The sequence below is a fragment of the Mycobacterium sp. genome (assembly GCF_050701675.1).
In the GTDB taxonomy this organism is placed as follows: domain Bacteria; phylum Actinomycetota; class Actinomycetes; order Mycobacteriales; family Mycobacteriaceae; genus Mycobacterium.
Window position 1 is genome coordinate 1 of record NZ_JBOGDD010000026.1, and the last position, 10882, is coordinate 10882.

Below are 10882 nucleotides of genomic sequence, written 5' to 3' on the forward strand. Positions count from 1 at the left end.
CTCCTCGGCCGTGCGTACCGTCAACCGCGCTTCGAACTCGGCTGCCCTTGCGGCCTCGGCCGCGGCGACGGACTCCTGCCGGTCCACCGGCTCGCCATCGAACGTCGGTTCCTGCTGTGCGTTGTGCAGCCGTTCCTCGAGTGCGTAGAGCTCCTCGAAGGTACGCATCCGGCCGGCTTCCAGTTCGTCGCGCTGGCCGATGAGTCGCTGCCATTCGTCTTCTGCGGCACGGGCTTCGTGGCCCAGCCTGCCGAGCTGCTCGTAGATGGCCGCGATCGCGGCATCGGACTCGTTGAGCGCGGCCATCGCATCCTCGGCGGAGTCCTGCCGCGACGCCTGCTCGGCCAACGCACCCGACAACGCGGCGGCGAGCTCGGACACCTGGCGCTCGGAGGACTCCAATTCGGCTCGGGCCTTCTCGATTTCTCCAGTGATCTCCAGCGTGCTCGGTTTGCGGTCTGAGCCACCGGTCAGCCAGCCAGCGCCGACGAGGTCACCGTCGGAGGTCACCGCACGAAGGCGAGGATGTGACGCCACCAGATCCAAAGCCGCGCTCAGATCACCGACCACCACGACCCCGGCGAGCATCGCGGACATGGCGCCGCGCAGCTGCGGCGAGGCCTCGACGACGTCAAGCGCCCAGGAGGCTCCGTCGGGCAGGTTCTGCGCGGAATCCTGCTGTGACACTTGAACTTCGGGCCAGTCGCCGAGGACGATGGCCGCACGACCGCCGTCAGCCTGCTTGAGGGCAGCGACGGCTGACCGCGCGGCACCGAAGTTCTCGGCGGCCAGCGCATCGGCTGCCGACCCAAGCACCGCGGCGACCGCGGCCTCATAGCCGGTACGAACCCGGAGCATCTTGGCGACCGACCCCAGAAGTCCCGTGCCACCGTGGTTCTTCTGCAGCCACGCCGCACCGTCCCTGCGGTCGAGCCCCACCGCCAATGCGTCGATGCGGGCGCGAAGCGACGCGACCTGGCGTTCGGCGGCGCGTTCTCCCGTCTGCAGCTCGGCGACCCGCTCGTCGGCCAGCCGCAGCGCGGTCACCGTGCGGTCGTGTTGTTCGTCGAGGCCGAGCTCCCCCGCGTCGAGTTCGCCGACTTGGCTCTGGATGGTCTCGAACTCCGCCCGGGACTGCTGCACCCGGGTGGCGGCATCCTCGATGCTCACCGAAAGTCGGGCTACCCCTTCATCGATCGATTCGACGCGGGTGCGCATGGTGTCGACCTGACCGGAGAGCCTGGCGAGTCCCTCGCGGCGGTCCGCCTCCGCGCGGGCGGCGGCCAGGTGTGCGCGTTCGGCCTCGGCGGCGATGCGTTCGCGCTCGCCGAGCTCGGCGCCGGCGGCCTCCTGCCGCGCCCTTGACTCCGCCAGCTCGGCGAGCAGCTGCTGCTCGTGTGCGGCGACCTCGTCGGCCTGCGCCTCGAGCGCGTCGGGGTCGGCGCCCTGGGACACCTCGGCGTCGACCTCGAGCATCTGCGCCCGCTCACTGGCGATCCGCACGGTCGCGCTGACTCGTTCGGCGAGCGCGGACAACCGGAACCACGTCTGCTGCGCCGCCTCGGCACGCCCGCTCAAGGCGCCAACCGCAGCCTCGTGGGTGGTCAGCTCGATGGTGGCGGTCTCCAGGCGGGTGCTGATCTCGTCGTGCTCGCGCCGCAGCGTGGTCTCGGCCTGGTTGGTGTCGTTGAACTCGCTGCGCCGGATGACCAGATCGTCGGCGGCCAGCCGGAGCCGGGCGTCGCGCAGATCGGCCTGGATGGTCTGGGCCCGCCGCGCCATCTCGGCCTGCCGCCCCAGCGGCTTGAGCTGGCGCCGCAACTCCGTCGTCAGGTCGGAGAGCCGGTTGAGGTTCGCCGACATCGAGTCGAGCTTGCGGACCGCCTTCTCCTTGCGCTTGCGGTGCTTGAGCACGCCAGCCGCTTCCTCGATGAACGCCCGACGGTCCTCCGGCCGGGACTCGAGGATCTCCGAGAGCTTGCCCTGCCCGACGATGACGTGCATCTCACGGCCGATGCCGGAGTCCGACAGCAGCTCCTGAACGTCCATCAGTCGGCAACTGCTGCCGTTGATCTCGTATTCGCCGGCCCCGTCGCGGAACATCCGGCGGGTGATGGAGACCTCGGAGTACTCGATCGGAAGCGCGTTGTCGGAGTTGTCGATGGTCAGCGTCACCTCGGCGCGCCCGAGCGGCGCTCGCGACGACGTCCCTGCGAAGATGACGTCCTCCATCTTGCCGCCACGCAGGGTCTTCGCGCCCTGTTCACCCATTACCCACGTCAGGGCGTCGACTACATTCGACTTGCCCGATCCGTTGGGCCCCACGACACAGGTAATGCCCGGCTCGAAGCGCAGAGTCGTCGGCGACGCGAAGGATTTGAAGCCCTTCAGCGTCAGACTCTTGAGGTGCATGACGTGCCACAGTACCTCCAGGCACCGTGCCGATTGCCCTATCGCTCGGCGAACCCTTCGATCGCGTCGCCCGGGGCCAACCAGTCATGGACGACCGCGTCGACGCGACCCGGTGTCGTGCCGCTCTGCAGCAGGTCGAGCAGTCGCTGACACGACGCGCGCGGACCGCGGGCCACCACGTGCACCCGACCGTCGTCCTTGTTGGCCGCGAACCCGGTCAGCCCAATTTCCAACGCCCTCGCGCGCGTCCACCAGCGGAAGCCGACACCCTGGACGCGACCGTGCACCCAGGCGCTCAGGCGGACGTCGTCGTCCGATCCGCCGTTCGACCCGTCGCCTGCCCGCTCGGTCACTACTCGGTGACCTCGAAGGTGACCTCCGTGCCCGTCTTCAAGGTGCGGCCCACGGTGCACACCTTGTCGATCGAGCGCTCGACGATGACGAGGAGCTTGCGCCGCTCCTCCTCGGACAGATCCGACAGGTCGACCTCGAGGTTCTCCGCGATGAGCGGATAGCGCTCCTGCTCGCGGTCGGCGGCGCCCGACACCCTGATCGTCGCCTGATAATCGTCACCGAGCCTGGTGCGGAGAGGGTGGTCGCTGCTCATGCCGCTGCACGCCGCGAGCGCGATCTTGAGCAGCTCACCGGGTGTGAACACGCCATCGACGTCCTCCGACCCGATCAGCACCTCGGCGCCACGAGCGCTGCGTCCGGTGTAACGGCGAACGCCCGTCCGCTCGACCCAGAGATCCGTCATGTTGCTCCTAACTCCGTTCGCCGAAATAGCATTCCCTGTCGTTGACGCGCCCGCTCAACGACAGGGAATTCCATTTCGGCGGTGCTTGACTGTCAACGCCGTGGACTTGACTGTCAACGCGGCGGTTTGGGTTGGCGCGGTCTTGGCTGGCACCGCGGACAGTAGAACGACGACCGGTTCATGAACTTGTCGCGCTGCATCACCGCACCGCATCGCCGGCACGGTTCGCCCTCCCGCCCGTACGCGTCCAGCGACCGGTCGAAGTAACCCGACTCGCCGTTGACGTTGACGTACAGCGAGTCGAACGACGTACCGCCCTGGCCGAGGGCATCGCGCATGACGTCGGCGGCGTGGTCGAGGAGCGCCTTGAGCGACGGCTTGGTCAACGATTCCGCGATGCGCGCCCCGTTGACCTTCGCCCGCCACAGCGCCTCGTCGGCGTAGATGTTGCCGATGCCCGACACCACCGTCTGATCGAGCAGCTGACGCTTGATCTCGGAATGCTTGCGCCGCAACACCTTTACCACCGCCTCACTGTCGAACAGCGGATCGAGGGGGTCGCGGGCGACGTGCGCGACGGGGACGGGCACCTCGGTGCCGTCGACGGTGACGAGCTCGGCGAGCATCCAGCCGCCGAACGTGCGCTGATCGACGAAGCTCAACGCGGTGCCGTCGTCCAACAGCGTGGCGACGCGCAGGTGCTCGGTTCGCGCGACCGGGCCGAGCAGCATCTGTCCACTCATCCCGAGGTGCACGACCAATGCCTCACCGCTGCCGAGGGTGAGCCACAGGTACTTTCCGCGCCGACCCGTTCCGGTGATCGTGTTGTCGAGCAGTCGCGCCGTGAGATCGGCGGGCCCCTCCACGTGCCGTCGCACCGCGCGGGGATGGTGCACGCGGACCGCGGTGATCGACTTGCCGACCACGTGGGCGGCAAGCCCCCGCCGGACGACCTCGACCTCGGGAAGTTCAGGCATCCCGCTCGGACACGGCTGCGTCGTCCTTTGCTGCGTCGGCTGGGGCAGCGTCGACGGCGGTCTCGAGCACGTTGTACGCGGCGGCGGCGGCGTGCTGTTCGGCCTCCTTCTTGGTGCGCCCTGCGCCTTGGCCGTAGTCCTTCTCGCCGACGATCGCCCGCGCCGTGAAGTGCTTGTCGTGTTCGGGGCCGGTCGACGAGACGACGTAAGCAGGGACACCCAACCGCCGCGCTGCCGCGAGTTCCTGCAGGCTGGTCTTCCAGTCGAGTCCTGCGCCGAGGTTGGCGGCGGCTTCGAGCACGTCGGCGAACAGTCGGACGATGACCTCTCCTGCGACCCGGTGTCCGTGCTGGACGTAGGTTGCGCCGAGCAGCGACTCCACCGCGTCGGCGAGCAGATTGGCCTTGTGCGCACCACCGCTGGCGACTTCGCCGCGGCCGAGCAGGAGATAGGCGCCAAGGCCGTCCTCGGTCATGGTCCTGGCGATCCGTGCCAGCGCCTGGGTGTTGACGACGGCGGACTTCAGCTTGGCGAGTTCACCCTCACTGCGGTCCGGGTACCTGGTGAAGATCTCGGCGGTGATCACCAGCCCGAGCACGGCGTCCCCGAGGAACTCGAGACGTTCGTTGGTGGGCAGGCCACCTGCCTCGTAGGCATAGCTGCGGTGGGTAAGGGCGAGCGTCAGCAGATCCTCTGGCAGGTCGACGCCAAGCGCTTGGAGCAGTGGTGCGCGATCGACCGTCACCCGCGTCCTCCGTGGGCGGGGTCGTGCGGCCCCCGCGGTTCGTCGCCGGGGGGCTTGAACGCGGTGAGCTTGGCCCATCGCGGGTCGATCACGTCGTGGTGGTGGGGCTCGGCGTCACCGGCGAAGTCGGCAAGCGGGACGCCGCACTCCGGGCACAGTCCGGGACAGTCGTCGCGACACACGGGCGAGAACGGCAACATCATGCCGACGGCGTCGATGATGGGCTGTTCGAGGTCGACCCTGTCGTCGACGACCCGTCCCACCTCGTCATCGTCGTCGGTGGTGGCCTCGGTGGCGCTGTCCGGATAGGCGAACAACTCGGTGAGGTCGATCTCGACGTCGCCGGTGACGGGGGTCAGACAGCGGGAACACTCGCCCTCGGTCGGCGCGGAGACCGTGCCGCTGACGAGCACTCCCTCGGACACCGACTCGAGGCGCAGGTCGAGTTCGACGGGAGCGCCCTCGGGAATGGCGATCAGCTCGATGCCGATGCGCGACGGCGCGGCCACGGTCTCACCGAAGGTGATCATCGAACCGGGCCGAAGACCGAGACGCGAGACGTCCAGCTCGAATGGTGATCGAGGGCCTGATTGTGAGCCTCTGCGCACGCCATGCTTCGACTTCCCGGCCATCAGTCGATCCTACGGCCGCGGACGGTCCCCTCTTATCGCTGGGCTCCTACCTCTGCGCGTAGTCGTGCGTGCCCGCGGCGGTGCGCAACTGGTGGCGTCCACGCCCGACCGAGCGGAGCGTGCCGTTGAGGTATTCCTCGAACTCGGCCAGCTTGCTGTCGACGTAGATGTCGCACTCGCCACGGAGGCGGTCGGCCTCGGCGTGCCCGGTGTCGATCAGGCGGGTCGCCTCCGACGTCGCGGTCTGCACGATCTCGGTCTGAGCGACCAGTCGCTGCTGCTCCTTGATGCCTTCCTGGACGGCCTTCTCATAGGAGATGTTGCCGTTCTCGATGAGGCGGTCGGCTTCGGCCTTGGCGCGCCCGGTGCTGGCCTCGTACTCGCGCTTGGCCATGACCGAGACGCGGTTGGCTTCCTCGCGGGCCTCACCGACCATCCGCTCGGCGTGCTGACGCGCCTCGGCGACCATGCGATCGGCCTGCCCCTTGGCGTCGGCGAGGATCCGATCCGCCTCGGCACGGGAGTGGTTGACCAGCGAGTCGGCTTCTGCGGTCGCCGACGAGACCATCGAGTCGGCATGGTCCTTCGCCTCGCGCAGCATCCCGTCGCGGGCGTCGAGAACGTCCTGGGCGTCGTCGAGTTCGCCGGGGATCGCATCCTTGATGTCGTCCAGCAATTCGAGCACGTCGCCACGGGGCACCATGCAGCCCGCCGTCATCGGCACGCCGCGGGCTTCCTCGACGATCGCTCCGAGCTCGTCGAGCGCCTCAAATACTCGGTACACGGCAACACCCTCCCGGCCTTAGTTGGTTGTTACTAGTGTGCCTGGTGTTACCCGTGTGACTAGGCACGCCACGCCGGTGAGTCGCGATGGCGGTATTTTCGGGTGAGCTCGGCGGCCGTGCTCCCGACCCGTCGCCCAACGTGCCGCCAGTGCGACATTCCGGCGGATTTCTCGCCATGGCCGCACGCTCGGCGCGCAATGGCAGGCAAAGTGTCAGCGCTCGGCGAGTTTGACCCGCAGACGTGCGTTGACGGCCTCTGGCAGCAACTCCGAGACGTCACCGCCGAGCACCGCGACCTCCTTGGCGAGCGACGACGACACGAAGGAGTACTGCGGCCTGGTCGCGACGAAGAAGGTGTCCACCCCCGCGACGTGCTTGTTCATCTGCGCCATCTGCAGCTCGTACTCGAAGTCGGTGCCCGTGCGCAGTCCCTTGACGATCGCGGTGAGCCCGTGGGCCTTCACGAAGTCGACGACCAACCCGCTGCCACTCTCGACCCGAAGGTTCGGCAGGTGCGTCGTCGACTCGCGGATCAGGTCGATGCGCTCCTCGGAGGTGAACATGCCCGACTTGTTCGGGTTCACCAGCACCGCAACGACGACCTCGTCGAACTGTGCCGCCGCCCGTTCGAACACGTCGATGTGGCCGAGGGTCACGGGGTCGAAGGAACCTGGGCATACGGCGCCACTCATGGTCGACGACGCTACGCGATCTCGCCGAACTCCAGGCGGGTGTCGCCGTAGCGGCGGTCCTTGCCCGCAGTCCAGCCGGCCGGCCACGTCAACGCCGGACTGGATGCAGAACGTTCGATGACGGCGATCGCCCCTGCGGCCAGCCAGCCGCGGTCGGCGAGGACGGACAGAACCGCCTCGACGTCGGCCGAGGCCACCTCGTACGGCGGGTCGGCGAGGACCACGTCGGCAGGTGTCGGGGCGCCGACCGCGAGGACCGACGCCACCTGACCGCAGCGCACCACCGCGCCCGTGGCACCAAGGGCGCGCACGTTGTCGGCGATGACGGCGGCGGCCCGGCGATCGGACTCCACGAACACCGCCGAGGCGGCGCCGCGCGAAAGCGCTTCCAGCCCAAGGGCGCCAGAGCCCGCATACAGATCGAGCACCGTGGTGCCCGCCAGGTCGAGTCGGGCAGTCAGGACGTTGAACAAAGACTCGCGGACACGATCGGTGGTGGGCCGAGTCCCCCGTCCAGATCGCTGCTGTGGCACTGCAATCCGGCGCCCTCCGAACTGACCCCCGATGATGCGGGTCAGTGGATCACCGCCAGGAGGTCGCCACCTTCTACCTGCGCCGTGGCCGTGACGGCGACCCGGTTGACGGTGCCCGCCTTGGGGGCGGTGATCGCGGCCTCCATCTTCATGGCCTCGATGGTGGCGATGGTCTGCCCGGCACTGACCTGATCGCCCTCGGCGACGTTGATGGTGACGACGCCCGCGAACGGGGCCGCGACGTGATCGGAGTTGGCGCGGTCGGCCTTCTCGGCGGCGGGGACGTCGGCGGCGATGGACTGATCACGCACCACGACCGGCCGGAGTTGGCCGTTGATGATGCACATCACCGTGCGCATACCGCGTTCGTCGGCGTCGGAGATGGCCTCGAGCCCGATGATGAGGTCGACACCGCGATCGATCTGGATGCGGTGCTCGTCACCGTGGCGCAGGCCGTAGAAGAACTGGTTGGCACTCAGCCGCGAGGTGTCACCGTAGATCTCCCGGTGCTCTTCCAATTCCTTTGTGGGGCCGGGGAACAGAAGCCGGTTGAGGGTGGTCTGACGGTCGTGGCCCGGCTTCGTCAGAGCCACCTCGTCGTCGGCCGTGAGTGGCTGAACCGGTTTGGCCGCCGCACGCCCGGCCAGCGCCTTGGTGCGCAGCGGTTCGGGCCATCCGCCCGGCGGATCGCCCAATTCACCGCGCAGGAACCCGATCACGGAGTCGGGGATGTCGAATCGTGCCGGGTCGGCCGCGAATTCATCCGCCGTGGCGCCCGCGCCGACCAGGGCCAGCGCCAGGTCTCCGACGACCTTCGACGACGGCGTGACCTTCACCAGGTGACCGAGCACGCGGTCGGCCGCGGCGTAGGCCTCCTCGATCTGCTCGAAGCGGTTGCCAAGGCCCAGCGCGATCGCCTGCTGACGCAGGTTGGAGAGCTGGCCGCCGGGAATCTCGTGTTCGTATACCCGCCCGGTGGGAGCCGTGATTCCAGACGCTCCAACATCAAAGGGCGCGTACACCTTCCGCAGTGACTCCCAGTACGGCTCGAGGTCGCATACGGCGCGCAGCGACAGCCCGGTGTCATGGCTGGTGTGGGCGGCCGCGGCGACGATCGAACTCAACGCGGGCTGGCTGGTGGTGCCAGCCAACGGGGCGGCGGCACCGTCGACCGCGCTGGCACCCGCCTGCCACGCGGCGGTGTAGGTGGCCAGCTGTCCGCCGGGGGTGTCGTGGGTGTGCACGTGCACGGGCAGGTCGAACCGACTGCGCAGCGCGGTGACCAAGGTGGTCGCCGCGGGCGGCCGCAGCAGGCCTGCCATGTCCTTGATCGCCAGCACGTGGGCGCCCGCTTCGACGATCTGCTCGGCGAGCCGGAGGTAGTAGTCCAGGGTGTACAGGGTCTCGGCGGGATCGGACAGGTCGCCGGTGTAACTCATCGCGACTTCGGCGACCGCAGAATCGGTTCCACGCACCGCATCGATGGCAGGCCGCATCGACTCGACGTTGTTGAGCGCGTCGAAGATGCGGAAGACGTCGATGCCCGTCGCGGTGGCCTCCTGCACGAACCCTTCAGTGACCACCTCCGGGTACGGCGTGTAGCCGACGGTATTGCGGCCCCGAAGCAGCATCTGCAGGCAGATGTTGGGGATCGCCTCGCGCAGCGCAGCCAGCCGCTCCCAGGGATCTTCCTTCAGGAACCGCAGGGCCACGTCGTAAGTCGCGCCACCCCAGCACTCGATGGACAACAGTTGCGGCGTCATCCTGGCGATGTACGGCGCGATCAGCGTGAGGCCGGTGGTCCGCACCCGGGTGGCGAGCAACGACTGGTGAGCGTCGCGGAACGTGGTGTCGGTGACGCCCACTGCCGGCGAGTCTCGCAGCCAGGCCGCGAAACCCTCGGGTCCCAGCTCGAGCAGCCGCTGCCTGCTGCCCGGTGGCGGCGTCGATTCGAGGTCGCCATCGGGAAGCTTGTCCTGCGGGTAGACCCGCTGGCTGCCCCCGTAGGGCGTGTTGACGGTGACCTCGGCGAGGTAGTTGAGGATCTTCGTGCCGCGGTCCGCGGACGTGTGCGCGGTGAGCAGATGGGGGCGTTCGTCGATGAACGACGTGGTGACCCGGCCCGCCCGGAAGTCGGGATCGTCGACCACTGCCTGCAGGAACGGGATGTTGGTCGAGACCCCCCGTACCCGGAACTCGGCCAATCCACGTTTGGCGCGCGTCGCCGCCGTGGAGAAGTCGCGCCCCCGGCACGTCAGCTTCACCAACATCGAGTCGAAGTGCGCGCTGATCTCGGCGCCCAGGTGGGTGCCGCCGTCCAGCCGGATGCCCGCACCACCGGGTGAGCGATAACCGGTGATGCGGCCCGTGTCGGGCCGAAAACCGTTGCCCGGATCCTCGGTGGTGATCCGGCACTGCATGGCCGCGCCGCGCACCTGCACCGAATCCTGACTCAGTCCCAGCTGTGCCAGCGTCTCCCCCGCGGCGATGCGCAGCTGGCTGGCCACCAGGTCGACGTCGGTGATCTCCTCGGTGACGGTGTGCTCGACCTGAATGCGGGGGTTCATCTCGATGAACACGTGGTCACCGCGCTCGTCGAGCAGGAACTCCACGGTGCCCGCGCAGGTGTAGTCGATCTGCCTGGCGAACGCGACGGCGTCCGCACAGATGCGGTCCCGCAGCTCGGTGGGCAGATTCGGCGCTGGCGCCAGCTCGATCACCTTCTGGTGGCGGCGCTGCACGCTGCAGTCCCGTTCGAACAGGTGGATGACGTTGCCCTGGCCGTCGGCCAGGATCTGCACCTCGATGTGGCGCGGGTTCACCACGGCCTGCTCGAGGTAGACCATCGGATCTCCGAACGCCGACTCCGCCTCGCGGCTGGCGGCTTCGATCGCCTCGGCGAGCGCCTCGGGTTCGGCCACTCTCCGCATTCCGCGTCCACCGCCGCCGGACACCGCCTTCACGAAGAGCGGGAACTGCATGTCCGCCGCAGCGCCGACGAGCTCGTCCGCCGACGCCGACGGCGCCGAGGACGCGAGCACCGGCAGACCCGCCGCCCGTGCCTCGGCGATCGCACGGGACTTGTTGCCCGTCAGCTCGAGCACGTGAGCACCCGGGCCGACGAACGTGATCCCGGCCTCGGCACAGGCGGCGGCCAATTCCGGGTTCTCCGAGAGGAATCCGTAGCCTGGATACACCGCGTCGGCGCCTGCGTGTCTGGCGACGCGGATGATCTCGTCGACCGATAGATAGGCACGGACCGGACGGCCGGTCTCGCCGATCTGGTAGGACTCGTCGGCCTTCAACCGGTGAGACGAATTGCGATCCTCGAAGGCGTACACCGCAACCG

10 protein-coding genes are annotated in these 10882 nt (G+C 68.5%); all 10 read right to left on the minus strand.

The window, feature by feature from the left end; all coding sequences use genetic code 11:
• Window positions 1–2412 (minus strand): chromosome segregation protein SMC (gene smc / locus ACRDUX_RS00815; protein WP_526410076.1); only part of this gene is annotated, 2412 nt, incomplete at its 3' end.
• A 38-nt stretch (window positions 2413–2450) separates the two neighbouring features.
• Window positions 2451–2765 (minus strand): acylphosphatase, encoded by a 315-nt coding sequence (locus tag ACRDUX_RS00820; protein WP_526410078.1) that lies wholly within the window; start codon window positions 2763–2765, stop codon window positions 2451–2453.
• Window positions 2765–3169: an OsmC family protein gene (locus ACRDUX_RS00825; RefSeq protein ID WP_526410080.1), complete on the minus strand. Its 405-nt coding sequence runs from the start codon at window positions 3167–3169 to the stop codon at window positions 2765–2767. The genes ACRDUX_RS00820 and ACRDUX_RS00825 overlap by 1 nt, the downstream gene beginning before the upstream one ends.
• A gap of 113 nt (window positions 3170–3282) precedes the next feature.
• Window positions 3283–4146, minus strand: coding sequence for a bifunctional DNA-formamidopyrimidine glycosylase/DNA-(apurinic or apyrimidinic site) lyase (gene mutM, locus ACRDUX_RS00830; RefSeq protein WP_526410082.1), 864 nt, complete (start codon window positions 4144–4146; stop codon window positions 3283–3285).
• Window positions 4139–4891 carry a ribonuclease III gene (gene rnc, locus ACRDUX_RS00835; RefSeq protein WP_526410084.1) on the minus strand — a complete coding sequence of 251 codons (753 nt, stop codon included), beginning with the start codon at window positions 4889–4891 and terminating at the stop codon, window positions 4139–4141. The genes mutM and rnc overlap by 8 nt, the downstream gene beginning before the upstream one ends.
• Window positions 4888–5523: a YceD family protein gene (locus ACRDUX_RS00840; RefSeq protein ID WP_526410086.1), complete on the minus strand. Its 636-nt coding sequence runs from the start codon at window positions 5521–5523 to the stop codon at window positions 4888–4890. Before ACRDUX_RS00840 ends, rnc begins: the two co-directional genes overlap by 4 nt.
• Before the next feature lie 46 nt (window positions 5524–5569).
• Entirely contained in the window at window positions 5570–6307 is a 738-nt protein-coding gene (gene sepIVA, locus ACRDUX_RS00845) for a cell division protein SepIVA (protein ID WP_526410088.1), read from the minus strand.
• Window positions 6308–6520: 213 nt separating this feature from the next.
• Window positions 6521–7000, minus strand: a complete 480-nt coding sequence (gene coaD / locus ACRDUX_RS00850; RefSeq protein ID WP_526410090.1) for a pantetheine-phosphate adenylyltransferase — start codon at window positions 6998–7000, stop codon at window positions 6521–6523.
• An 11-nt stretch (window positions 7001–7011) separates the two neighbouring features.
• Entirely contained in the window at window positions 7012–7578 is a 567-nt protein-coding gene (gene rsmD / locus ACRDUX_RS00855; protein WP_526410094.1) for a 16S rRNA (guanine(966)-N(2))-methyltransferase RsmD, read from the minus strand.
• Window positions 7575–10882: pyruvate carboxylase (locus tag ACRDUX_RS00860; protein WP_526410092.1), on the minus strand; the 3308-nt coding region annotated here is incomplete at its 5' end. The genes rsmD and ACRDUX_RS00860, both read right to left, overlap by 4 nt.